Source organism: Dyadobacter sp. CY351 (assembly GCF_021502625.1).
Taxonomy (GTDB): domain Bacteria; phylum Bacteroidota; class Bacteroidia; order Cytophagales; family Spirosomataceae; genus Dyadobacter; species Dyadobacter chenhuakuii.
On sequence record NZ_JAKFFU010000013.1, the window covers coordinates 98,450 to 121,708 of the forward strand.

A 23,259-nucleotide genomic window follows, 5' to 3' on the forward strand; every position below is an offset into this window, starting at 1 on the left:
GAATGTTATTTTTCCATCCGCATTAAATATTGTGCCACCCAATTTACTTACGGGCTATCAACCCAATTTACTGCCCCAGCAGTGCCCTCAAAACAGGAATTTCCAGCGGTTTGGAAAGCAGGTGCATTACGTAGGGATTCGAACGGACTCTGGCAATGTCGTCTGTGTCCACGGTTGAAGAAATCATGTAGATCCTGATCCTGCGTCTCAGGCTTTCGGGGAGATGTGCATATTGCCGGGTAAACTCGAATCCGTTCAGGCCGGGCATCTGGATATCGAGCAGAATGATGGTTTCTGGAAAATGTTCTGTTTGATTTTCAAGAAAATCCATGGCAGATTGGGCAGAACTGAATGCTTTGACGGCATGCGCAAGACCACTCTTTAAAAGCAGCTTTTCTTGCGTAAACAAGTCAAAAGCACTGTCGTCTATCAAAATAAACTCCATCGGTCCGGCTGGGAAAATTATGGATCTGAATAAGCTATAAACACTAATTCGTGTAAAACTCAAAAAAAAATAACTAAATACAATCAGCATCTACGGCCAGATTGCGTCGGGCCGGAACTTGAATTGATGAAATTGTGGCGGTATAAATTGAGAAGTCGCTGAAATTTACGCGATTACAAAAATTAATCCAAACCGGAAACTAGAAAATAACTGCAATATTAGCGGCTATTGACCTCAATTATAAGCTTCTGGACATTTCTCCAGGCATGGTTTTGATTGATTCAACAGGCATTCATGAACGGAAAACTAAAAATCGGATCGATGCATATTCAGGACGGCAGAAAGCGGGTCGTGATTTCCAACGTTACTCCCCAGATTGAAAGTGGCAGATTTCCTGCTAAAAGAGCCATAGGAGAAAAAGTGGTTCTGACGGCAGACATTATCGGGGATGGCCATGACGTGGTAGCGGCAAGCGTAATTTACAAACACGAATCAGCAACAATGTGGGACGAAGTTCCCATGAAATACATTATCAACGATCAATGGGAAGCAACCTGGAAACCAGAAAAAACGGGTTTCTACGAATATCGTTTTACTGGCTGGATCGACCATTTTACAACATGGAAAAATGGCCTGGTTAAAAAATACGATGCAAACCAGGACATTTCGGTTGAAATACTGATAGGCGCAGAACTGCTTGAAGAAGCGATGCAACTCGCTGACGAAACCGACAAACCTGCATTCACTAAATGGATCGAAGCGCTCAAAACAGGCCAGAACCCCGAAGCTGCGGTAAATTTGTCGGTGAGTGACGAGGTGGCCGATGCCATGAAAAAGATCCGCTACACGGATCGGATCACGGTGTACGAGCATACTTACAAACTGGAAGTGGAGCGCAAAAAAGCCGCTTTCAGCAGCTGGTATGAGCTTTTCCCAAGATCTGCCTCCGCATTGCCGGACACCCACGGAACATTCAAAGACGTAATCAACCTGTTGCCGCTGGTTTCGAAAATGGGTTTTGATACGCTTTATTTCCCGCCGGTTCACCCGATCGGTGAAATGAAAAGGAAAGGAAAGAACAATTCACTTACACCATCCGAAACGGATCCGGGTTCGCCCTGGGCAATCGGTAACCGGCTTGGCGGGCATAAAGCGATCCATCCGGAGCTGGGCACAATCGAAGATTTTGTGGAGCTGGTCTCGGAGGCAAAAAACCTGGGCATCGAGGTTGCTATGGACATTGCTTATCAATGTGCCCCGGATCATCCTTATGTGAAAGAACATCCACAATGGTTTAAATGGAGACCGGACGGGACGGTTCAGTATGCCGAAAATCCCCCCAAGCGATATGAAGATATCCTGCCTTTCGACTTCGAAACACAGGATTGGCAGAACCTTTGGATAGAATTGAAAAGTGTCATTGACTTCTGGATCGGTAAGGGGGTTAAAGTTTTCAGGATCGATAATCCGCATACAAAAGCATTTGCATTCTGGGAATGGATGATCGGGGAAGTGCGGAAAGTAAACCCCGAAATCATTTTCCTTGCTGAGGCATTCACCAGGCCGCGTGTGATGGAACGGTTGGCAAAAATCGGTTTTAACCAGTCATACACCTATTTCACATGGCGTAACAGCAAATGGGAAATAGAAAAGTATATGGAAGAGCTTACCAAAACCGATCAACAATACTATTTCCGTCCCAATTTCTGGCCGAATACACCGGACATTCTGCCGCATCATCTGGCAGAAGGTGGCGAGAATGCGCACATTATGCGTCTGATTCTGGCTGCTACATTATCATCCAATTACGGATTATATGGACCTGTGTATGAATATGGGGTTAACAAGCCGCATCCGGGAAAGGAGGAATATACCGACAATGAAAAATACGAGATCAAGCAGTGGGATTGGAAACAATACAGCCGCACGCGCGAGATCATAACGCGTGTTAACAGGATCCGCAAGGAAAATCCGGCATTGCAATCCACCTGGAACATTGATTTTGCGGAGACCACCAATGAAATGGTGATCAGCTATATCAAGCAGGACGAAGAGTCGAACAATGCATTGCTGATATCCGTGAATCTGGACGTCTTCAACACGCAAGGCGCCCACGTTAAGGTGCCTATTCATCGCTTCGGCATTCATCCTGATCAGACTTACCTGGTCAGCGATATGCTTAGCGGTGAAAAATATTACTGGCGGGGAGAATACAATTTTGTTCAACTGAACCCATACGAAATGCCTGCACACATATTTAAAATTGAAACGCTCAATGGATAAAATAATGGAAGACAAAAACGGAATACTTGATAAGAACCTGCATTGGTATAAAGATGCCATTATATATGAATTGCACATTAAAGCATTTAAAGACGGCAACTGCGACGGGATCGGAGATTTCAAGGGGCTTATGGAGCAACTTGATTATTTGCAGGACCTTGGCGTAACGGCCATCTGGTTATTGCCTTTTTATCCATCACCGCTCCGCGACGACGGTTACGATATCGCTGATTATTATTCGATCAACCCATCTTATGGCGATCTGACGGAGTTCCAGGATTTCCTGAAAGAAGCTCATCAGCGCGGCTTGAAGGTAATTACCGAGTTGGTTATCAACCACACTTCTGATCAGCATCCCTGGTTTCAGCGTGCAAGAAAAGCACCGAAAGGGTCGCCGGAACGCGAGTTTTATGTTTGGACAGACGATCCTAAGCAATTCAAGGATGCCCGGATCATTTTCCAGGATTATGAAAAATCCAACTGGACGTGGGATAGCGAAGCAGAACAATATTACTGGCACCGCTTCTTCCATCACCAACCGGATTTGAACTACGACAGTCCCCTGGTACAGGAAGAAATCCTGAAAATACTGGAATTCTGGTGTGAAATGGGTGTGGACGGTTTCCGTCTGGATGCTGTTCCTTACCTGTTTGAACGGGATGGAACAAACTGTGAAAACCTTCCTGAAACGCATGAGTATCTTAAAAAACTGAGATCTTATGTAGACGAGCGCTATCCGGGTACATTGCTGTTGGCGGAAGCGAATATGTGGCCGGAAGATTCAGCTGCGTATTTTGGCGACGGTGATGAATGTCAGATGAACTATCATTTTCCAATCATGCCGCGCATGTTCATGTCGCTGCAAATGGAGGACCGCTATCCTATCACTGATATCTTTGACCAAACGCCTGAAATTCCTGAAAACTGCCAGTGGGGAATATTCCTGCGGAACCATGACGAGCTGACGCTGGAAATGGTAACCGACGAGGAACGTGACTATATGTATAAAGTATATGTCAAAGATCCGAAGGCAAGAATCAACCTGGGAATCAGGCACAGACTTGCTCCTTTGATGGAGAACAGCCGGAAGAAGATTGAGCTGCTTAACTCGCTGCTTTTCACATTCCCAGGCACACCTATCATTTACTATGGTGATGAAATTGGTATGGGCGATAACTTCTATCTCGGCGACCGCGATGGAGTAAGAACGCCTATGCAATGGAACCCCGACCGTAATGCAGGCTTTTCGCAGGCCAACCCGCAGCGGCTTTACTTACCATTGATCCTGGATCCGCAATATCATTATGAATCAGTGAATGTGGAGTTGCAGGAGCGTAATTCATCCTCACTATTGTGGTGGATGAAAAGGGCTATAGCTACCCGGAAAAAGTACGATGCATTCAGCCGCGGGGATATTAAGTTTCTCAATTCAGAGAACTCAAAAGTGCTGGCTTTCACCAGAACTTTCAAAGACGAAACTATGCTGGTGATCGCGAACCTGTCGCGATTCCCGCAACCCGTGGAGCTGGATCTGGACGCATATAAAGGTTTCCAGCCGGTGGAAATATACAGTAAGAACAAATTCCCTTCGGTTAAGGATAACACACCCTATTTCTTCACATTGGAGGCATATGCTTGTCAATCCTTTGTAATGCAAAAAACGCATCCGGAAATTGATCAGAACGAGGAGCTTCCGCTGCTTGAACTGAAAGACTGGAGCGATTTGCTTAAACCAGAGGTTCTTGAAAAGCTGGAAAACAAATTCCTGCCTTCCTACCTGATGAAAATGAGGTGGTTTGGCGGAAAAGGAAAAGGCTTGGACAGCATTAAGGTGGTTTCGCAGGCTACAATCCCGTTGGGACAAAACCCGCCGGCTTACATCCTGTTGCTTGAAATGGCTTATCAAAATGATCTGCCTGAAATGTATCAGCTTCCTGTGGCTTATGGCAAAGAGCAATTCTCAAACCGTGTGAAGGAGGACTGTCCGCAAGCTGTAATCGCCAGGATTAAGATCGGTGGCGAAGAGGAAGGCGTGCTGTTCGACGCCATTTACGGACTGGAAATGCAGCAGGCCTTGCTTGTTAATATGGGTGAAAATGTAAAACTGAAAGCCAAAAACAGTGAGATCCATTTCACAGGAAATGCAGATCTAGCTGCGCATATTAAGGAGAATGACAAGTTTAAACCACGTGTGCTTTCAGGAGAGCAGAGCAATACTTCCATCACCTTCGACGGCAAGTATTTCTTCAAACTGTATAGAAAAGTGGACCGGGCGATCAATCCTGATATGGAAATCACTCATTTCCTTACGCATGAGGCGCAGTTCAAAAATATCCCGGCATTTGTGGGCGCAGTGGAGTGGAAACACAAGAACGACAGCATGGTGCTGGGTATGATGCAGGAGATGGTTGTCAACAGCACCGACGCCTGGGGCAACATGCTGGACAGACTGGATAGCTTCAACGAAAAAATCCTTTCGACCAGCGAAATACAGCTGCCTACCGAACTTGTGGGCACATTGACAAACCCGGTGGGTTACGAAGACATTCCGGAGGCATTGAAGGACTTGCTGGATGTTCCCGTAGCGGAACAGGTTGCATTACTTGGAACCAGAACGGCTGAAATGCACCTGGCGCTGGCATCAGGCAAAAACAATCCGGATTTCAAACCAGAAGAATTTTCGCTGCATTACCAGCGCTCGGTTTATTCTTCGTTGCAATCACTTGTCCGCGTTGCATTCCAGAGTCTTAACCGCAACACCAAGAAACTTACGCCGGAAGCACAGCAGGAAGCTGCGGACGTGTTACAAATGAAAGACGAAATCCTGACGGAACTGAAAAAAGTATATAGCCGCAAAATTGACACGGACAAGATCCGGATCCACGGTGATTATCACTTAGGCCAGGTCTTATTCACAGGAAAAGACTTCATTATTCTTGACTTTGAGGGCGAACCAGCGCGTAGTTACAGTGAAAGAAGGCTGAAACGCTCCGCATTGAGAGACGTTGCGGGCATGTTGCGTTCGTTCCATTATGCGGCTTATGGCAGTTTGCATCTGGACAATCAGGTACGTAAGGAAGACATTACGAAACTGCTTCCTTTTGTGGAACAATGGTATCATTACATGAGTGGGTTTTTCATGAAAGCATATCTGGAAACGGTTAAGGACAGCCCGATCATCCCGCAGAAAAAGGAGGACCTGGAAGTGCTGTTGCAGACATTCCTGTTGCAGAAGGCCATTTACGAACTGAATTATGAGGTCAATAACAGGCCTACATGGGTGATGGTGCCGTTAAGTGGCATAAAGTCACTCATGCACAAATCCGAACCTCAGGTAACAGCTTAAAATTTTGACCATGACAGATCAGCGCAGCGATGCATTGCCAATGCTTTCCGGATTTGACATTGACTTGTTCAAGTCCGGAACACATTATCATATTTATAATAAACTTGGCTCCCACATTATCGAACGGGACGGGGTCAAGGGGACGCATTTTGCCGTTTGGGCACCTAATGCGCAGCAGGTTTCAGTGGTTGGAAATTTCAATGGCTGGAACAGGGAATCACATCCCTTAAATGGCAGAACGGACGGTTCCGGCATTTGGGAGGGCTTTTTACCGGGAATTGGCCGCGGAGAATATTACAAATATTTTATCCGCTCCAATAATGGTTACGAAGTAGAAAAGGGAGACCCTTACGCATTTCACTGGGAAACCCCACCCCACACTGCCACCGTGGTATGGGACCTTGATTACCAATGGAATGACGCGCAATGGCTGGAAAAACGCCGTAGCGCACCTCCGCTCAGCCAACCTATTTCTGTTTACGAAATGCACATTGGCTCCTGGCGGAGGGTAGATGAAGAAGAGGGCCGTTTCTTAACCTACCGCGAACTGGCAGCCGAGTTACCGGAATATTGCAATTACATGAATTTCACACACGTGGAATTTATGCCGGTGATGGAACACCCGTTTTACGGATCGTGGGGTTACCAGCTCACTGGTTACTTCGCTCCCAGCAGTCGTTTTGGAACACCTCAGGATTTCATGTTCCTTGTTGACTCGCTGCACCAGGCCGGCATCGGTGTGATCCTGGACTGGGTGCCTTCCCACTTCCCGACCGACGAGCACGGGCTGGGCTATTTTGACGGAACGCATCTCTACGAGCATGCCGATCCTAAAAAGGGCTTTCATCCGGACTGGAAGAGTTTCATCTTCAACTACGGCCGGAATGAAGTGAAGGCATTCCTGATTTCAAATGCTATTTACTGGCTGGACAAATTCCACATCGATGCCTTACGGGTTGATGCCGTTGCATCTATGCTTTACCTCGATTATTCCAGAAATGAAGGAGAATGGATCCCTAACCAGTATGGCGGACGCGAAAACCTGGAAGCACTGGATTTTTTAAGGGAATTCAACAATGCGGTGCATACCAATTTCCCCGATGTTCTCACCATTGCAGAAGAATCCACCGCCTGGCCGGGCGTTACCAGCCCCACAAACAATGGTGGCCTGGGCTTTGACATGAAGTGGATGATGGGCTGGATGCACGATACATTGTCGTATTTCCAACTGGACCCGGTTTACCGCTCCCATCATCAGGGACAGCTTGCATTCAGCATTCATTATGCGTTTTCTGAGAAATTTACTTTGCCGCTTTCACACGATGAGGTGGTTTATGGTAAAAATTCGATGATCAATAAAATGCCTGGCGACCATTGGCAGCAGTTTGCCAACCTGCGTTTGCTTTATGGCTACATGTTCGGTCATCCGGGTGCAAAGCTGCTTTTCATGGGCGCGGATTTTGCACAACGGCACGAATGGCGACACGATTTCAGCCTGGACTGGAACGAAAACAACAATCCGTCCCATACAGGCATCCAGCTCTTGCTAAAAGATCTGAATGGTTTCTATAAATCGCAACCGGCTCTTTACGAAAATAATTTTTCACAAGAGGGTTTCGAGTGGATCGATAACCAGGATGGTGTAAACAGCATCATGAGCTGGATCCGGAAAGGAAAAAATGAAGAGGACGATCTGATTTTTGTCGGAAACTTCACGCCGATTGTTAAGAGCAATTACCGGATTGGAGTTTCGAAGCCTGGATACTATCAGGAAATCTTTAATACGGATGATCTGAAATATGGCGGATCTGATGTGGTTAACCGGGAAGAACAGGAAAGTTATCCTGTTCCAAAACACGGAAGAATTCACTCACTACCGCTCGTTTTACCACCCCTTGGCATTGTTGTATTAAAATATGTCCGGGGTTTTGACTGGTTGTAATTTAATCTTCATCAATAAACTACTTTAATTATGTCATCTAATGGAAAATATGCGCTAATCACAGGCGCAACAAGCGGCATAGGCTACGAGTTGGCCCTGCTGTTTGCAAAAGACCAGTATAACCTGGTGATCGTATCGCGCGACGAGCAGCAGCTGGAAGTGAAGGCGCAGGAGTTCAGGCAGCATGGTGTGGAAGTGATCACAATTGCGAAGGACTTTTTTAACCGGGAGGAAACCTTGTCAGTCTATGACGAAGTGAAAAGCAAAGGGATTACCATTGATGTGCTGGTGAATGATGCCGGCCAGGGCGTTTACGGATTATTCCAGGATAATGAGCTGGACCGCGAACTGGACATTATTGAGCTGAACATTTCAGCTGTAGTGATCCTTACCAAGCTTTTCCTGAAAGATATGCTGGCAGCGAATTCCGGTAAAATCCTTAACCTGGCCTCTATTGCCAGTAAAACCCCGGGCCCATGGCAAGCGGTTTATCACGGGACAAAAGCATTTGTGTTGTCGTTCAGTCAGGGGCTGCGTGAAGAATTGAGCGAGACGGATATAACCGTAACCGCATTGTTACCAGGCGTTACCGACACCGATTTCTTTAACAAAGCAGACATGAACAGCAGTAAAGCTGTGCAGGACGAAGATTCCAAAGCTGATCCCGCGGGCGTGGCCAAGGATGGTTACGACGCATTGATGTCGGGCAAGGATAAGGTGATATCCGGGCTTAAAAATAAATTACAAATGGGTATGAGCAATGTGACGCCCGATAGCATGGTCGCGCATAACATGAACGAAATGCAAAAGCCTGTTACTGAGGATTAATTTCCAACATTTCGACTTTACGGCCATATCATCGCAGGGTGATATGGCCTTTTTGCGTTTAGCCTTTAAATAAATCTCACCGGCCTTTTAATGGTTGAAAAAGCACATTCTTCTTCTTTTCTTTTAATTATACTTCCGGTTAAAAACAGATCAGCGTTTCCATGATAATCACCTGGCCTCACCGGGTAATGCCTGGCCAAGCGTCGATCAGTTTATGTGTCCCACGTCACCCTTTACAACATTAAAGACATTATGATAAACGCGCTGATTATCGATGATGAAATCAAAGCCCGTCACATTCTTGCCAATTATCTGGAAACAATGATCCCGGAGGAAATGACCATCAGGCAGGCACGATCGGTGGATCAAGCAGTGGAAGTGATGAAAACATTCAAGCCCGGACTCATATTCCTGGATGTGGAGATGCCGGGAAAGTTTGGTTTTGAATTGCTGGCCGGCCGAAAGAATCCTGACTTCGATATCATTTTTATAACCGCATTCAATAAATACGCCATCCAGGCAATCCGGTTCAGTGCGCTGGATTACTTACTAAAACCCATTTGTGTGGAAGAATTGAGATCTGCCATTGAACGGCATATCGAAAAAGTGAAGGAGAAGAATGCCCGCCCGAGTCAGGTGCTTCTGGACAACCTGATGGACAATATTAAGAAGAAGGAAATTAAAGATTTTCGTCTGGCCGTCCCTTCCAGCGAAGGCGTTTTCTTCTTTATGCTGGACGAAATCCTGAGGCTCGAAGCAGACAAAAATTATACATCCATACATTTGGTTGGTAAAAGACCGTTCGTTTCCAGCAAAACCTTAAAGCACTTTGACGAAATGCTGGCCGACTTTAATTTCATCCGCACGCACAAATCACACCTCGTTAACTCCCGGTACATTAAGCAAGTGTCGCACAACAGTCAGTATGTGCTCCTTTCCGACGGATCGCAGGTGGAAGTATCAAGAAGAAAGAAGGAAGAAGTCCAACAGCAGCTGAACCTGCGCTAAGTTATCTGACCATTTGATCAAACAATTTATCCAAACTCACTTCCGGTTCCCGGCAAAAGCCCGGATGCACTTTTGATGATTGTACAACAGTGCTTCGCGTGGCGGTAAGCCAGCGGAAACGCGATGCAGGCGGCAGCCCAGCAATGGTGCCGCCTTCTTTTTTGCCCAAACAAATCAACTTCAATGCATTCAGGTAAGCACTTACCTCATCGAGGTCCAGGCTTTCGGACAGTACACGCAACTTGGCAGCATTCAGCTCAATGGTGCATTCCAGAAAACGCTTTGACGGACAAAATAAAATAACACCCACATTCACAAATTCTTCGCGCTCGACCCTGGGCACGACGCGAATTACGGCGTACTCAAATAAGTGCTGCTCTTGCATCATTAGCTCCTTTAACAAATACATCCGACACGGAGAGCCGCGACGCTAAAAATTTCACATAAGCCTGCCGATGTTCTTCGTCAGTTTCAAAAGGCGCATCGCGCAGCAGCCAGTCATCCGGGATCAGCGATACAACGGCCTCAATTTTCTCAACATCTAAAATGGACTTGAATTCGGCATCAACAGACTCGATATCAGCAGCGTAACGAAGCAGCACATGATCTTTTACTTGTGCAAACGGCCGCTTAGCCTGCTCTTCCCAATTATCCCACGAATGATGAAAATACAATGCTGCGCCATGGTCTATAAGCCATAACTCTTTGTGCCACATGAGCATATTGGTGTTCCTCGCCGTGCGGTCTACATTGGTAATGAGGCTGTCGAGCCATACGATTGCGGATGCAAGCCGTGACTCCACGTCGGTTACCACGGGATCAAAAGTAATGGCGCCGGATAAATAATGGATGGCCAGATTCAACCCCGTGCTGGCGCGAAGCAGATCCTGAATTTCTTCGTCGGGCTCTGTCCTTCCGAACGCCTCGTCGAGATTGGCAAAAACGATTTCAGGAACTTTCAAACCCAGCAATCGCGCAATTTCCCCTCCTATCAGCTCTGCAATCAGCGCTTTTGTTCCTTGCCCGGCCCCGCGGAATTTCAGGACATATAAAAAATCGTCGTCGGCCTCGGCAATAGCAGGCAGCGATCCGCCTTCCCGCAGCGGGGTAACATATCGGGTAACATTTACAGTTCTGGGTTGAAGTTGTTGACCATTCATTACATTATACTAACGGTTCAAAGCTGTCAATATAGAGATTTTTCATTAAACAAGTCCATTTCAGCCATCACCTGCGCCATCAGAAGGAGGCTTTACTCACATCCGCTCAGGTTGGAACGGTATTTGATACTTCTCTTAATATTAAACAAACTGGCAACCCAAACGACCAAGCGCATGAGACGGTTAAAAATATTAATGATTTTGATGGTGTTAGCTGCACCAACGATTGCCTTTTCACAATCGCGGGATAACAAAACGGAATCAAAACGCTCTGAGCGAACATTTCAGAAAAAATCTTCGAGGCTGAGCTCTTCGACAGACACATCCGATGTCTCCGCAATCGTCAAGGATTCGTCCAACGCCGAGAGCGGACCTATCCTTAATGACAACGGAACCGTGAGCACAAACGGGACGATCAACGGAAGAAGCAGCACCGGTCGCCCCGATGCCGACACCACGACATCTTATTCAGTAAAACGCAATAAGAAAACGATCCGAAGCGGTGGCGCCGCAATGCCCGACACGACCAAGAGAAGAAGCAGGCCTTAAAAAAGTTGACCATAACCCCGATCCAGCGTCGGGGTTTATTTTTGCCTTTGTATCAAAAAACCGCAAAACATTGCTAGCCGGCAAGCTTCGTATAGGTTTTCAAAATTTCCTCCAAATCACCTTTTTTAGCCTCCACATCGGCCATATCAGTAAAGTACATCATTCTCCGGTCTTTGTAATCCCCTTCCAGAAGTGCTGACTTAATTTGTACAATGGCAATGTGATGAAAGATCAAATGGACTTTTGTTTGCAGTCTATGATTAAATGTAAGCAGATCGGCCGATGTATAATAGCTGGGCGCATTCCATTTAATCCTTTCTTTGATTTCAGGATCAGCGTTTTTTATAATGTTGCGGACCGCTTCGATTTCCGCTTTCAACGGATGCTCCAACTGCTCCATATACGCCTCCACCTGCGCTGCGTCGCTTAATTTTACAGGTTTCGCTTTCGCTTCTTGATCTGTTTTTTTGGCCATGGTCGCAGGTTAGATTAAGGTTACTGCAATTACGGCAATTGCTTATTTTTTGCAATGCTTTATCCAAACAATTAACACCTTCCAGTGCGGCACATGCCTCGAATGAGGCATCTTTGCTGTCTTTGAATTTGTAATTTTAACAGCGAACTTGCAGCATGGTCTTCGATTTTCGGTTACAGGTTTTTAACACGGTCGCCCGCCGGCTCAACTTTACAAAAGCGGCTGCGGAGCTTTATATCACACAACCAGCCGTAACAAAGCACATTCATGAACTTGAAAATCAGCTAAATACCAAGCTTTTTGAGCGTAACGGCTCACGTGTGAAGCTTACCCAGGCTGGCGAAATTCTCCTGCACCATAGCGAACAGATCTTTGAGATTTACCGTAACATTGAGTTTGAGATTAACAACCTGGCACAGCGCCAGGGCGGAAAGCTGCGGCTCGGCGCCAGCACCACGGCCGCGCAATACATTCTCCCTCCTATCCTGGCGGCTTTTCACAGGAAGTTTCACAACATTCAGGTAACCCTCACCATTAAGAATACCGAAGAGATTGAGCAAGCCCTGCAAAACAAAGAGATTGACCTGGGCGTAATTGAAGGTTTTTCCAAAAACGCTGCTATAAAGTATATCGAGTTTTTAAAGGACGAAATTGTTCTGGTGGCTGCCAGTAAAAACCCGACTGCCATGACCGGCACCGTTTCACCCGAAAAGCTCAAAACCATCCCGTTGCTCATGCGCGAACCCGGTTCGGGGACATTGGAAGTGATCGCCCATGCCTTAAAGACGATTGGCGTCAGCATTGCCGAGCTGAACATTGAAATGCAGCTGGGCAGCAGCGAAAGCATGAAACTATATATGCTGCATTCGGATTCCATGGCGTTACTATCCGTTCATGCCGTGCTGAAAGAGCTGCAAAGCAAGGAATGCCGCATTGTGGATGTGGAAGGGCTGAACATTGAGCGCTACTTCTATTTTACGATCCTGCACGGACAGCACGAGGCATTACCCGACCTTTTTATGAAATTCGCCCGCTTTGTTGCGAAGTAGACGTCCCAAATGAATTGAGGCTTTTTTGAGTAGTTATTTCCGAATATCCCATTTATTAAGTTGAGTTTGTATCCATATTTTTCATCTGAAACAAGATGAATTGTTTTTCTGAAATCCCATTATGTTAAAGATTACTCTGAGTCTCGTAACTGCCTTCCTGATCCTTTACTGGAATAATGCAGCGATCGACCGTTCTGCATCCGTTAACAGTTCAACCCGCTCTGTAACAGCGGATTCTCTTCCCAATGCAGCTGCCTGGCCTGCCGAGCTGAATGTTACTCATTTTGCCGGATCAGACCTTACGCCAAGTCCGGCCTGCCTTGCTGTTGCAGCCAGCGGAGAAGTTTTTGTGGGCGTTGACATGATCGGATCACTGGGGAAAACGCCCGGAAAAGGACGCATTGTGCGCTTGGTCGATACGGATCATGATGGGAAAGTTGATAAACATACCACATTCGCAGAGGTCGACAATCCGCGTGGGATCATTGCGATGGGTGATCGCGTGTTTGTTTTGCACACCACTTTTTCAAAAGAAACACAAAAGGCATCAGGGATGGACCTGGTCGTTTTCGAAGATAAAAACCGGGATGGCGTGGCCGACGGAGGCCCTTCTCCTTTGATCCAAAGCATAAGCTCACCAAAATTCCTCCAAAGCCGCGGAACGGATCATTCAACAAACGGGATCCGGATGGGGATCGATGGCTGGATTTACATTGCTGTCGGTGATTTTGGTTTTCATGACGCCGTCGATAGGTCGGGCAAAAAGCTGACCCAACTGGGTGGCGGAATCGTACGCGTCAGACCCGACGGGACTGAGATGGAGGTTTTCACCCACGGTATGCGTAACATTTACGATGTGGCGATTGACCCTTACATGAATATTTTCACAAGAGACAACACCAATGACGGCGGTGGCTGGAACATTCGGTTCAGCCATCAGATACAATCAGGTGAATATGGGTATCCTGTTCTCTTCAAGCATTTTACAGAAGAAATTATTCCAGCGCTCGTCGATGTAGGCGGTGGCTCGGGAACGGGGTCCTTGTTTATGGATGATCCCAACTGGCCCGCAAAATACAATCAGGTGCCTATGATGGCCGACTGGGGCAGAAACCAGCTCTACATTCATAGGGTGACACCCGACGGGCCTACGTTCAGGCAGAAAGAAGAGGAATTCATCAAGCTTGCCCAGATTACAGATATTGATATCGATGCGGCAGGAAGCGTTTACTTATCCGCCTGGGATGGCGCGGGTTATTCAGGGAATCCGGGCAAAGGTTTTGTGGTTCGTGCGGTGCCCAAAACTTGGCAGTACAAGCCTTTTGCTGACCTTAAAAAATCCTCTGTAAAAGACCTGGCTGCATTGCTGACGAATGCAAGCGCTGTGCAACGCCTCGCTGCGCAGCAGGAGCTGCTTACCCGGAAAGCAAAAGATGCCGGAAAAGCGTCCTTAGCCATTGCCACGAACAAAAAACTTCCGCTTTACGCCCGTGTTGCCGGGATTTTCACATACGCCCAGGTTGCAGGCACTTCCGGCCAGGATAACCTCGTTAAGCTCACCGAAGATATTGATGTGAGGGAATTTGCCCTCCGCGCATTGGCCGATCGCCTGAAAAATGTTTCCAATGTCCCTGTTGAGCCGTTTCTGAAAGGTTTGCAAGACGGATCTCCGCGCGTCCAGCTTGTATCGACGGTAGGATTAGGCCGGTTGGGCCGCCCTGAAACGGCAGACGCATTGCTGAAAGTTAAGGTGCCTGCATCATTCGTATCACCTGCCAAAGGAACAGAAGGACCGCACGCAACGCCAAACTCACCCATTATAGCCCCGCACATTGCCGTTAGAGCACTTGTTGCGCTCAATGCTGTGGATGCATGCGTGAAAGCCATCGGAACAGAAAATGCCACGCTCGCGCTATGGGCACTGCGTTACATGCATGATCCCAAAGCAGTATCAGGGCTGATTTCTGCTTACGGACAAGCAAACGACGATGCATCCAAAAACCAGATAATGACCACATTAGCAAGGCTTTACAAAAAAGAAGCACCTTATGACGGCTCCTGGTGGTGGAGCACCCGCCCAGACACGCACGGCCCTTACTATAAGGCCGTTACATGGGAATCGTCGGATGCGATCAAAGGATTTTTGATGGAGGAATGGAAAAAAACGGATGAAAACGGAAAGCAGCGCTTTGCCGACCTGAATGGTAAACTGCGCATGGGAATCACCGAATTCGGCGGTGAAGAAGTGGTTGCTGCCAAAGAAGAAGTGAAAATTGATTTAAATAAAATCCGAAATAAAAAAGGGCAGGTGGGCGAATCTTCCATTGAAGACGTCATGCTGGCGATTGCCAAAATCGAAGGTAATCCTGCTTTGGGAAAACAGCTTTTCACCAAGCAGGGATGCATTGCATGCCACAGCCTCAGCAAAGGCGAAGTCATGAAAGGACCATTTATGGGCCAGATCGGCTCCATTATGAACCGCGAACAAATCGCCGAATCCATTTTGAAGCCCAATGCATCAATTTCTCAGGGATTTGCCTCGGTGTTGATCAATGCAAATGGGGATAAGACTTACATGGGATTCGTTTCCGAAGAATCTGCGGAGAAGGTCGTGATCCGTGACATTACCGGACAAGTAACGGTTATAAAGGCATCCGATATCATTTCGCGGAAAGAAATGGAGACGTCAATGATGCCTCCGGGGCTTGCTAATGAGCTTTCTTACGAGGAATTTGCTTCGCTGATCACATTTTTATCTCAGCAACGGAAATAGCGGCAGTCGTTGCAGCCCGGTTCAATCTTAAACATTCCATTCATGAAAAAACATCTGGCGTTTCTTTTCTTGCTTGCACTGGGATCCTGTAACGACGATAAAAACCAGCCCACGCCCTACCCGGACCCTGCGGTGCTGGCGAAGCAGCAGGCGCCTTTTGGTTCGCCGCCCGTAGATGTAAAATTGAAAAAGCTGCTGTATAACGGCAAGCTGGCCGCGGAATACATTTATGAGGGAGATTTGCTTCGCGAACAAAAAAAGTTCCTGTTTTTTAATGTTCCGGGGCATTATCAAAGCGGCAATTTCGTAAGGAACGCGGGGGTTACAGAGTCTTACGATGTAGTCTCCGCGGCTTGGAACGGCGAAGCGCAAACCGTTTCCGATGTTTTCAAACCTGCGTATTCGATCCGGTTCAATAAACCTGATAATGATTCATTGCGGGAAGTAACGGAAGAGAACCTGATCTTCCTGGAAATTTTTTACAGAACCTATGCAATTGATAAAGCAGGTTTTATCACGCGCCAGGAATTTACCGAGAAGACCAACACAGCCAACGATTTTTCAATATTCTACATCCGGAATGGGCAGCATAATATCGCCAAAAGCTGGGTCAAATATGCCGAACAAACTGCTCCCGGCAATTATGTCGAATACGAATTTGATAATCATCCGAACCCGTTCTTTAAGCTTGGCCTGGACCGGACCGGGCAGCTGGCTGCACATGCAATGAACCCGAACAATGTGGTGAAAGAGACCGTAAGCGATGCCAATGGCCCGATTTATTCTATTGATTACAAATATGAATACGCTGCAAATGGCTATCCAAGCAAAGTCAGCGTCGGATCCAAAAGCCCGGCTTTCACTCCCTATACGATGGAATTTAACTATTAACAGAGCGAGAACATTGCCCTAATTGCTTAACTGCGGGCACGGATGGGTAAGATGATGGAAAATGCAGTGCCTTGGCCAGGCTCGGATTCTGCTGCAATGCTGCCGCCATGATTGCGGACTATTTTGCGGCAGTAAACCAGCCCCGAGCCATCGCTTTTTTCAAGTTCCTCGTTGATCAGATTAGGGAAAATGTCGAAGATTTTTTCCAATTGTTGTTTTGAAAAACCTGCTCCGTTGTCCTGGATCATAATTTCGATCAATTCAGCATCATTCTGCACCGGCAGCTGGGGCGTATTTTTTTGCGTGATTTCCTTCGAGCCGATCGTAATCTCATGCTGTCCGTCTCTTTTCGAATGTTGGAAAGAGTTGGTGATCAGGCTATAAAAAAGCTGTTTCATCTGTGAAAAACTCGCATTGATGACGGGTAACTCGTTGATTTGCACCCTGACATTCTTTTCATCCAGCTCCTTACTCAGCTCCCCACACACCTCGGCCACCAATTTCCTCAGGTCAACCAACTCAAAATCAGTGTCACTATATAGTTCCGAAAATTCAGACAACTCCTTCACAAGCTCTGAAAACTTCCGGGCACAATCATCAATTTTACCCGCAAGAAACTTGATCTTCTCCACATCGCCCGCTTCGCCTGCCTGCACCAGCATGCTGCTGAAAACACGCATTTTCCGCAACGGTTCCTGCAAATTATGATTTGAAATATACTTGAACTGGCGGTTTTCAATCACCGAATCCACCAGCTTGTGGTTCATCTCGTTCAATGCCGTTTTGCTCTGCTCCGCGACCTGCAACGTTTCAAGATGAAAGGCGATCAGTTCAGCAAAAAGATTGAACATGCCAACGGTTTTGGCATTGTTAAGCAACGCAGGTTTGGGATCGATAGCGCATAATGTTCCGAAAAAGTCACCATTGCGAAGGATAATGGGGATGGAAATATAGCTTTGAAAACCATACATCTTCGGCGTGTGGTGATCGGCAAAGATTTCACTTATCTGTACATGGTCGATGATAACGGCTTGCCGGTTGTCCCGGATCTCATTGCATATGGTGGTTTCTATCTTCAATTCGCCTCCCGGCACCAATCCGAAAGAAATCTCATCCCGTACGCTGCACGCAATCCACCTGTCCTCGGTGACCCTGGCAATGGCAGCAAAACCCATTCCCGTTGATTTACAGATCACTTCAAGCATGGTAGATACGATCGGGATATTTTTTACATTTTCAATGTCTGATAGCAGGGCCGCCTCGGTATTATCCATCCTTGTTTTACATTTCGTATCCTTTCAAAGTTAGCCAACATATCCGCTATTTTGCAAAGTTTTTAATCCATGCGGCAGCGACGGTCACCGGCTGTGCGTTACCGGAGTCTTTTGTCGAATTTTATATTTAAATTGTCACCCTTAACTTTTTATCAAAAACATGAAAAAATTAATACAAACCTGTCTTTTTGCATTCGCATTATTGCCAGGCGCTTTCGCAAACCAAGCAAATCCGAACCCCTCAGCCCCTGCCCCTGCGCCTATCGAAGGCCGCTGGGACATTACCGTAGATATGGATGGCAAAAAGGCCCCATCATGGCTGGAAGTGCGCCATTCAGGCAACCATACATTGATTGGCCAGTTTACAAGTGTCTCGGGAAGTGCCCGCCCTATTTCAGAAGTCATCTTTAAGGATGGCCAGTTTAGCTTTGAAATCCCACCACAATGGGAAAAAGGCGATGGCAATTTGAAGCTCGAAGGAACGCTGACAGGAGAAAAGATCGCAGGAAGTGTAAGCACACCCGATGGCAAAAAATACAATTACACAGGCGTTCGCGCACCCTCTTTACGCAGGACAACAGCACCCGTGTGGGGCACGCCGATCAAGCTGACCGGCGGAAATGAGATCAAAGGATGGCATGCAGCCGGTGAGAACCAGTGGATCGCTGAAAACGGCATTTTACGCAGCCCGAAATCCGGCGCTAACCTTATTACAGATCAGAAATTCAATGATTTTAAACTGCATGTGGAATTCCGCATTCCAAAAGAAAGCAACAGCGGCGTGTATCTGAGAGGCCGTTATGAGGTGCAGGTTACCGACAGCAAAGGCATGGAGCCATCTCTGGACCAGCTGGGTGCAGTTTACGGCTTTCTGGTTCCAAGCGAAATGATGGCCAAAGATCCGGGCGAATGGCAGTCTTTTGACATTACACTGGTTGGCCGCATGCTGACACTGGTTACCAACGGCAAAACGGTGATCACCAATCAGGAAATTCCCGGCATCACAGGTGGGGCGCTGGACAGCAACGAAGGCGAGCCAGGCCCGCTTTACATCCAGGGCGATCATGGCCCGGTGGAATACAGAAATATTGTGATTACTCCCGCCAAATAATTTCAATCATTCAAAGCGGATTTTTATTGGATCAAACAAAAAAAAGTGGCAGGGAAATTCCCTGCCACTTTCACTATACACACACTGTCATGACCCTTGGGTCACCTCTTAAAAAACAGATGCATTTTAAGGCATCTGGCAAGTCGATTATTAGCTAGGTTTGAAAACATGGTTTGATACATTGAATATGCCGTTCAGGCTTACCGTCTACTTTAGAAAAAAATAACTTTCCTGAAAATCAGGAAAGTTATCCGCATTATTTACTCAACGTTCCTCTATTACTTAACCTTTAAACTTATCCGCCAGATCGAAGAATCTGACGAATGCCTAAGCTTTGGTTCAGAATATTGATCAAATATGGCAGGTTGGAGGCGACCAAGACAAATGCGATGATTAATCGGTGGACCTGAGTTAATTTACGGAAAATTTTGGCCTTAAATGGCAAAAATTCTGGACAGGTTGTTATATTTAAAGGTTAATTTTAATTAATTCCATTCCCGACTTAAATCCTTGACTAATGAACCGTAGAGAAGCTGTTCAAAAAATAACCTTCCTGCTTGGAGGCACACTCTCCGCCCCTTTAATGGCAGGTATCATGGGTGAAAAACTGAACTTTGGCCCTTCACTGGATATATCTGCCGAACAGGAAGCACTTTTGGCCGATGTTGCAGATACAATTATCCCAACTACCGGAACGCCGGGGGCCAAGGCGGCGGGCGCAGACAAGTTTATCACCAGGATCATGCGCGACTGCTACGAAATGGCGGATCAAAAGAAATTCTATTCCGGACTGGATAAAATAGATGCGCAAAGCAAAGAAGTGTACAGCAAAGGGTTTACGGCCCTGGATGCAACGCAGAAAAATGACATTATCAAACGCACGACGGTTTCGGATAAGCCATTTTTCCTGCAAATGAAAGGTTTGACCGTAACCGGTTATTTCACTTCGGAAATCGGCGCAACGCAGGCACTGGATTATTTGCCGATCCCGGGACGCTTTGACGGCAGCTGGCCGATGCCAAAAGGCCAGAAAAGCTGGGCGCTATAAATGACTATCCCTGACCAAATCATTAATAATATCCCTTATAATGGCGAATTTAAATATTGACGCAGTAAAAGAAATTACCTACGACGCAATCGTGATCGGTTCCGGCGTATCCGGTGGCTGGGCAGCAAAAGAGCTGACCGAAAAAGGGCTGAAAGTGCTGATGCTCGAAAAAGGCAAAAACCTGGAACACGTTACCGGCTACGATAACGCCCTGAAAGCGCCCTGGGAAACGCAATACAACGGCCGGTTGACGGTAAAGCAAAAAGAAACGCACCCATTCCTCTCCCGCGATTATCCGTATAATGAAATGACGGAAAAATACTGGATGAATGATATGGACTCGCCTTATGAGGAAAAGAAAAGGTTCGACTGGTTCCGTCCCAACATTGTTGGCGGGAAATCGATCATGTGGGGAAGGCAGTCGTACAGGTTAAGCGACATTGATTTTGAAGCAAATTTAAAGGACGGCATCGCAGTCGACTGGCCGATCCGTTATAAAGATATAGCGCCCTGGTACTCTTATGTTGAAAAACATGTTGGGATTTCAGGCGAAAAACTGGGGCTTCCTCAGTTGCCGGACAGCGATTTCATTCCGCCTATGGACATGTATTTCGTTGAAAAAGAAGTCAGAAAAAGACTTGAAAAGCAATTTCCCGGCCGCACAATGACCATTGGCCGCGTTGCGAACCTTTCACAGCCTACCAAAATCCAGCTTGAAGGAGGCCGTTCTCCATGCCAGTATCGTAACAAATGCTCACTGGGCTGTCCTTACGGCGCTTATTTTAGTACGCAGTCCAGCACGCTTCCGCCAGCAGTAAAAACCGGCTTGCTAACCTTGCGCCCGGATTCGGTGGTGCGGGAAATTACTTATGACGCAAAATCGAGTAAAGCCACAGGTGTAAAAGTGGTGGATTCGGTAACATTGCAGGAAAAGGAGTATTTCGCAGGACTGATCTTCGTTTGCGCCAGCGCGCTGGGTTCAACAGCTGTGTTGCTCAACTCAACCTCAGACCGTTTCCCGAACGGAATGGGCAATGATTCGGGCGAGCTGGGACATAACTTGATGGATCACCATTTCAGAACAGGCGCAAGTGGCGTTTGGGAAGGTGATTTGGATAAATATTATTTCGGACGCCGTGCCAATGGCATCTACGTTCCCCGTTACCGCAACATTGGTTCGGATAAAAGGGATTATCTGCGCGGGTTTGGTTACCAGGGTGGCGGTGGCCGTCAGGGATGGCAGCGCAATGTAGCCGAACTTGCTTTCGGTGCTGACTTCAAAGAAGAACTGACAACTCCGGGCAACTGGACAATGGGCTTCGGCGGTTTTGGCGAAACATTGCCTTACCACGAAAACTACATGTATCTGAACAAAGACAATAAGGATAAATTCGGCATGCCTGCGGTTGTATTCGATGCAGAACTGCGCGAAAATGAGAAGAAAATGCGCGTGGACATGATGAATGACGCAGCCGAAATGCTCGAAAAATCAGGTCTGAAAAATGTGAAGACGCATGATAACGGTTCGTATCTGGGCATGGCCATTCACGAAATGGGAACAGCCAGAATGGGCCGTGACCCTAAAACTTCGGTTTTGAATGGAAACAACCAATTGCATTCCGTTAAAAACGTGTTTGTTACCGACGGCGCAGCCATGACTTCGGCTTCCTGTGTTAACCCATCGCTGACTTACATGGCATTAACAGCCCGCGCGGTTGATTTCGCTGTGAAAGAATCGAAGAAGAAGAATATCTGACAAGTCACTTACATTAGCATATCAAAAACTATCCGGGCTCATCAAAGCCGGATAGTTTTTTTTTAACCCAAATGCTATAACGCAAACATTTTGCAGTTTTTTGCAACATTTAATTTAGTTATCTCATTAATGTTGCATATTATTGCATCATAATCCTTTGTATTAGTCCTTTTATGCAAGAAAAAGCAAAAATAAGCGCTGCAAGAAAAGCGGTATTACTCATTTTCCTGGTCTGCGGCATCGGGTTATCCAGCTGGGCCCCGATGGTGCCTTTCGCTAAACTTGCATTAGGGCTCAGTGAGGCTGATTTGGGCGTCGTACTGTTAGCATTGGGAGCAGGCGCGATTCTGACAATGCCTATAACCGGAATCTTAATCAATAAATACGGTAGCCGCCGGATTTCCCTTCTCTCTGCGCTTATTATCGCTATATTCTTGCCCTTGCTCTTACTGGCCAGCACACCTTACGAACTTGCGGCAGCATTATTCGTATTTGGAGCGGGTATCGGCTCGGTTGATGTGGCTATGAACGCGCAGGCCGTTTTGGTCCAGGAAAAACACGGAAGCCACATTATGTCATCTTTTCACGGAATGTTCAGCGTAGGTGGCTTGCTGGGTTCCATCGGGCTCGGTTTCCTTATCAAGGCCGGACTTTCTCCCACGGTTGCGGCGGTGAGCATATCCGCATTACTGGTTATTATCGCAGCCACACAGTTCAAATATCTACTCCCCCATTCCGAAGAAGCAAAAATCGACAAAGCGAGTTTTATTCTTCCAAAAGGCCCTGTGCTTGTGCTGGGACTTATGTGCTTTATCCTATTCCTGGCGGAAGGTTCGTTGCTGGACTGGAGCGCGGTATTTTTACAGTTTTCCCGGGACTTTGACCCTTCCCTCTCCGGCGTTGGTTATGCTGTATTTTCTGTTGCCATGGCCATTATGCGCTTAACCGGCGATAACCTGATCCACAAGCTCGGACCTTCCAAGGTTGTGTTCTACGGAACATTTCTGGCGGGAGCCGGCTTCCTGCTTGCAGTAGCAGTGCCCTGGGCGCCAGCTGCATTGGCCGGCTTTGTTTTGGTTGGTCTGGGTGCCGCTAACGTTGTTCCAATCTTCTTTACAGCCGCTGGTCGTTTTCCCAATGTACCGCCGTCCGTTTCGCTTCCTGCTGTGACAACATTAGGCTACGCAGGACAACTGGCTGGTCCCGCATTGATCGGTTTTATAGCCGAATTCACCTCCCTATCCATCGCATTGGGCTTTGTGGGCGTGCTTTTGTTCATCGTGGCTTTCACTTACAAGCACAGGGATTGATTTTGAAATAA

18 protein-coding genes are annotated in these 23,259 nt (G+C 47.0%); 13 read left to right on the forward strand and 5 right to left on the reverse strand.

Annotation, left to right across the window (positions count from 1 at the left end; translation table 11 throughout):
• Positions 1-67: 67 nt before the first annotated feature.
• Positions 68-445, reverse strand: a complete 378-nt coding sequence (locus L0660_RS22360; RefSeq protein WP_233796047.1) for a response regulator — start codon at positions 443-445, stop codon at positions 68-70.
• Positions 446-739: 294 nt separating this feature from the next.
• Here L0660_RS22360 and L0660_RS22365 point away from each other — a divergent pair, with 294 nt between their 5' ends.
• The 5 genes from L0660_RS22365 to L0660_RS22385 all read left to right on the forward strand — a co-directional run bounded on the left by L0660_RS22365 (position 740) and on the right by L0660_RS22385 (position 9,852).
• Positions 740-2,728 carry an alpha-1,4-glucan--maltose-1-phosphate maltosyltransferase gene (locus L0660_RS22365; protein WP_235161388.1) on the forward strand — a complete coding sequence of 663 codons (1,989 nt, stop codon included), beginning with the start codon at positions 740-742 and terminating at the stop codon, positions 2,726-2,728.
• Positions 2,721-6,074, forward strand: coding sequence for a maltose alpha-D-glucosyltransferase (treS, locus tag L0660_RS22370; RefSeq protein WP_409013458.1), 3,354 nt, complete (start codon positions 2,721-2,723; stop codon positions 6,072-6,074). The genes L0660_RS22365 and treS overlap by 8 nt, the downstream gene beginning before the upstream one ends.
• 10 nt (positions 6,075-6,084) lie before the next feature.
• Positions 6,085-8,016, forward strand: coding sequence for a 1,4-alpha-glucan branching protein GlgB (glgB, locus tag L0660_RS22375; RefSeq protein ID WP_235161389.1), 1,932 nt, complete (start codon positions 6,085-6,087; stop codon positions 8,014-8,016).
• A gap of 30 nt (positions 8,017-8,046) precedes the next feature.
• A complete protein-coding gene (locus L0660_RS22380) occupies positions 8,047-8,844 on the forward strand; it encodes an SDR family oxidoreductase (RefSeq protein ID WP_233796044.1) in 798 nt (265 codons plus the stop codon).
• A 216-nt stretch (positions 8,845-9,060) separates the two neighbouring features.
• Positions 9,061-9,852 carry a LytTR family DNA-binding domain-containing protein gene (locus L0660_RS22385; protein ID WP_235161390.1) on the forward strand — a complete coding sequence of 264 codons (792 nt, stop codon included), beginning with the start codon at positions 9,061-9,063 and terminating at the stop codon, positions 9,850-9,852.
• Position 9,853: 1 nt separating this feature from the next.
• Here the strand turns inward: L0660_RS22385 and L0660_RS22390 are convergent, their stop codons facing one another.
• The gene (locus L0660_RS22390; protein ID WP_310589065.1) at positions 9,854-10,240 is read right to left on the reverse strand and encodes a DUF3037 domain-containing protein; all 387 of its coding nucleotides are present in this window, start codon (positions 10,238-10,240) and stop codon (positions 9,854-9,856) included.
• Positions 10,215-11,012 carry a HipA family kinase gene (locus L0660_RS22395; RefSeq protein ID WP_235161391.1) on the reverse strand — a complete coding sequence of 266 codons (798 nt, stop codon included), beginning with the start codon at positions 11,010-11,012 and terminating at the stop codon, positions 10,215-10,217. The genes L0660_RS22390 and L0660_RS22395 overlap by 26 nt, the downstream gene beginning before the upstream one ends.
• A gap of 174 nt (positions 11,013-11,186) precedes the next feature.
• Here L0660_RS22395 and L0660_RS22400 point away from each other — a divergent pair, with 174 nt between their 5' ends.
• Positions 11,187-11,561: a hypothetical protein gene (locus tag L0660_RS22400; RefSeq protein ID WP_235161392.1), complete on the forward strand. Its 375-nt coding sequence runs from the start codon at positions 11,187-11,189 to the stop codon at positions 11,559-11,561.
• Between the two features lie 73 nt (positions 11,562-11,634).
• Here the strand turns inward: L0660_RS22400 and L0660_RS22405 are convergent, their stop codons facing one another.
• On the reverse strand, positions 11,635-12,036 hold the full coding sequence (locus L0660_RS22405) for a DUF1801 domain-containing protein (RefSeq protein ID WP_235161393.1): 402 nt from the start codon (positions 12,034-12,036) through the stop codon (positions 11,635-11,637).
• Between the two features lie 155 nt (positions 12,037-12,191).
• Between L0660_RS22405 and L0660_RS22410 the strand changes: the two genes are divergently transcribed.
• From L0660_RS22410 to L0660_RS22420, 3 genes are all read left to right on the forward strand, one after another.
• Positions 12,192-13,085 carry a LysR substrate-binding domain-containing protein gene (locus tag L0660_RS22410; RefSeq protein WP_026630372.1) on the forward strand — a complete coding sequence of 298 codons (894 nt, stop codon included), beginning with the start codon at positions 12,192-12,194 and terminating at the stop codon, positions 13,083-13,085.
• A gap of 121 nt (positions 13,086-13,206) precedes the next feature.
• Entirely contained in the window at positions 13,207-15,858 is a 2,652-nt protein-coding gene (locus L0660_RS22415; protein WP_235161394.1) for a c-type cytochrome, read from the forward strand.
• A 42-nt stretch (positions 15,859-15,900) separates the two neighbouring features.
• Complete coding sequence (locus L0660_RS22420; protein WP_235161395.1) at positions 15,901-16,749, forward strand: hypothetical protein; 849 nt, start codon at positions 15,901-15,903, stop codon at positions 16,747-16,749.
• A 26-nt stretch (positions 16,750-16,775) separates the two neighbouring features.
• Here L0660_RS22420 and L0660_RS22425 read toward each other — a convergent pair whose 3' ends face one another.
• Entirely contained in the window at positions 16,776-18,023 is a 1,248-nt protein-coding gene (locus L0660_RS22425; RefSeq protein WP_235161396.1) for an ATP-binding protein, read from the reverse strand.
• 160 nt (positions 18,024-18,183) lie between these two features.
• Between L0660_RS22425 and L0660_RS22430 the strand changes: the two genes are divergently transcribed.
• The 4 genes from L0660_RS22430 to L0660_RS22445 all read left to right on the forward strand — a co-directional run bounded on the left by L0660_RS22430 (position 18,184) and on the right by L0660_RS22445 (position 23,248).
• Positions 18,184-19,134 (forward strand): DUF1080 domain-containing protein, encoded by a 951-nt coding sequence (locus L0660_RS22430; RefSeq protein WP_235161397.1) that lies wholly within the window; start codon positions 18,184-18,186, stop codon positions 19,132-19,134.
• 517 nt (positions 19,135-19,651) lie between these two features.
• Positions 19,652-20,182 (forward strand): gluconate 2-dehydrogenase subunit 3 family protein, encoded by a 531-nt coding sequence (locus L0660_RS22435; RefSeq protein ID WP_235161398.1) that lies wholly within the window; start codon positions 19,652-19,654, stop codon positions 20,180-20,182.
• A gap of 40 nt (positions 20,183-20,222) precedes the next feature.
• Positions 20,223-21,938, forward strand: coding sequence for a GMC oxidoreductase (locus tag L0660_RS22440; protein ID WP_235161399.1), 1,716 nt, complete (start codon positions 20,223-20,225; stop codon positions 21,936-21,938).
• 173 nt (positions 21,939-22,111) lie between these two features.
• Positions 22,112-23,248: an MFS transporter gene (locus tag L0660_RS22445; RefSeq protein ID WP_026630378.1), complete on the forward strand. Its 1,137-nt coding sequence runs from the start codon at positions 22,112-22,114 to the stop codon at positions 23,246-23,248.
• The last annotated feature ends 11 nt before the right edge of the window (positions 23,249-23,259 follow it).

What these genes read in the sequence shown, in the direction of transcription:
- L0660_RS22360 (WP_233796047.1), bottom strand. Translation starts at nt 445, where the DNA reads ATGGAGTTTATTTTGATAGACGACAGTGCTTTTGACTTGTTTACGCAA.
- L0660_RS22365 (WP_235161388.1), top strand. Translation starts at nt 740, where the DNA reads ATGAACGGAAAACTAAAAATCGGATCGATGCATATTCAGGACGGCAGA.
- treS (WP_409013458.1), top strand. Translation starts at nt 2,721, where the DNA reads ATGGATAAAATAATGGAAGACAAAAACGGAATACTTGATAAGAACCTG.
- glgB (WP_235161389.1), top strand. Translation starts at nt 6,085, where the DNA reads ATGACAGATCAGCGCAGCGATGCATTGCCAATGCTTTCCGGATTTGAC.
- L0660_RS22380 (WP_233796044.1), top strand. Translation starts at nt 8,047, where the DNA reads ATGTCATCTAATGGAAAATATGCGCTAATCACAGGCGCAACAAGCGGC.
- L0660_RS22390 (WP_310589065.1), bottom strand. Translation starts at nt 10,240, where the DNA reads ATGATGCAAGAGCAGCACTTATTTGAGTACGCCGTAATTCGCGTCGTG.
- L0660_RS22395 (WP_235161391.1), bottom strand. Translation starts at nt 11,012, where the DNA reads ATGAATGGTCAACAACTTCAACCCAGAACTGTAAATGTTACCCGATAT.
- L0660_RS22400 (WP_235161392.1), top strand. Translation starts at nt 11,187, where the DNA reads ATGAGACGGTTAAAAATATTAATGATTTTGATGGTGTTAGCTGCACCA.
- L0660_RS22405 (WP_235161393.1), bottom strand. Translation starts at nt 12,036, where the DNA reads ATGGCCAAAAAAACAGATCAAGAAGCGAAAGCGAAACCTGTAAAATTA.
- L0660_RS22410 (WP_026630372.1), top strand. Translation starts at nt 12,192, where the DNA reads ATGGTCTTCGATTTTCGGTTACAGGTTTTTAACACGGTCGCCCGCCGG.
- L0660_RS22415 (WP_235161394.1), top strand. Translation starts at nt 13,207, where the DNA reads ATGTTAAAGATTACTCTGAGTCTCGTAACTGCCTTCCTGATCCTTTAC.
- L0660_RS22420 (WP_235161395.1), top strand. Translation starts at nt 15,901, where the DNA reads ATGAAAAAACATCTGGCGTTTCTTTTCTTGCTTGCACTGGGATCCTGT.
- L0660_RS22425 (WP_235161396.1), bottom strand. Translation starts at nt 18,023, where the DNA reads ATGGATAATACCGAGGCGGCCCTGCTATCAGACATTGAAAATGTAAAA.
- L0660_RS22430 (WP_235161397.1), top strand. Translation starts at nt 18,184, where the DNA reads ATGAAAAAATTAATACAAACCTGTCTTTTTGCATTCGCATTATTGCCA.
- L0660_RS22435 (WP_235161398.1), top strand. Translation starts at nt 19,652, where the DNA reads ATGAACCGTAGAGAAGCTGTTCAAAAAATAACCTTCCTGCTTGGAGGC.
- L0660_RS22440 (WP_235161399.1), top strand. Translation starts at nt 20,223, where the DNA reads ATGGCGAATTTAAATATTGACGCAGTAAAAGAAATTACCTACGACGCA.
- L0660_RS22445 (WP_026630378.1), top strand. Translation starts at nt 22,112, where the DNA reads ATGCAAGAAAAAGCAAAAATAAGCGCTGCAAGAAAAGCGGTATTACTC.